This window comes from Cellulosimicrobium sp. NPDC030954 (assembly GCF_055571305.1).
This window is the reverse complement of sequence record NZ_JBVIFN010000029.1, coordinates 1-1,153: the sequence shown is the minus strand read 5'-3', so window position 1 is coordinate 1,153 and position 1,153 is coordinate 1. Positions and strand designations below refer to the sequence as shown.

The 1,153-nt window shown below is 70.9% G+C and carries 1 protein-coding gene; it reads left to right on the top strand.

Features of this window, described 5'->3' with window-relative positions; translation table 11 throughout:
* Positions 1 to 122: 122 nt before the first annotated feature.
* A partial coding sequence (locus tag ACZ402_RS20295; protein ID WP_375826125.1) for an IS110 family RNA-guided transposase occupies positions 123 to 1,153 on the top strand: 1,031 nt, incomplete at its 3' end.

The following is a 1,153-nucleotide window of genomic DNA, read 5'->3' as shown; positions in this document are numbered from 1 at the left end:
GGTCAGACGGTATGAGTAGCTCCCGGGTCGGCCCGGGTCGCGCGGGCGGGGCCTCGCTATGAAGGTCGTGGGTTACCGAGCAGATTGCCCTGCCCGGCCTATCCACATTCAGAGGAGGCCCCGTGTTTACCGAGCGTACGAGCGTTGGCCTGGACGTGCACGCACGATCCATCCGGGCGAGCGCGATCGACACGACCACCGGCGAGCTGGTGGAGCAGACCTTGGCGCCGGGCGAGGACTACCGGGGTGTCCTGGACTGGGTCACGCGGCTGCCCGGCCCGGTGGCGGTGGCCTACGAGGCCGGTCCGACGGGTTTCGGCCTGGCCCGGGTGCTGACCGGTGCTGGGTTCCGGTGCCTGGTGGCCGCGCCGTCGAAGATCAACCGGGCGCCCGGAGACCGGGTCAAGACCGACGCCCGCGACGCGCGCCTGCTCGCCCGCTTGCTGCGGGTCGATGACCTCACCGGCGTGGTCGTGCCCACGATCGAGCAGGAATCGGCCCGCGACCTGGTCCGGTTGCGGTTCGACAACCGTTCGGACCTGATGAGCGCCCGGCATCGGCTGGGCAAGCTGCTGCTGCGCCACGGGTACGTCTACGACGGCGGGCGAGCCTGGACCGGCGCGCACGAACAGTGGATGAACCAGATCCACTTCACCCACCCAGGCACCCGGGCCGCGTTCACCGAGTCCCGCGAGCTGGTGACCCACCTCGAGGCGCGCCGCGACCGGCTCGATACGCAGATCGGGCTCCTGGCCGCGGACTCCTCGTTCACCCCCGTGGTCACACGGCTGTGCTGCCTGCGCGGGATCGCGACCCTGACCGGGTTCGCCCTGGCTGTCGAGATCGGCGACTGGACCCGCTTCACCGGCTCAAGCATCGGCGCCTTCCTCGGCCTGACCCCGAGCGAACACTCCTCGGGCACCACCCGCCGCCAGGGCGCGATCACCAAGGCCGGCAACACCCACGCCCGCCGCCTGCTCATCGAGTCCGCCTGGCTGCACAAGCCCCGCTACACCGTCGGCAAGGTCCTGCAGGAACGCTGGAACCAAGCCTCACCCGCCGCCCGTGAACGCGCCGACGCCGGCAACCGGCGCCTGCACCACCGCTGGATCCGGTACGACGCCCACGGCAAGAAGCACACCGTGGCCACCAC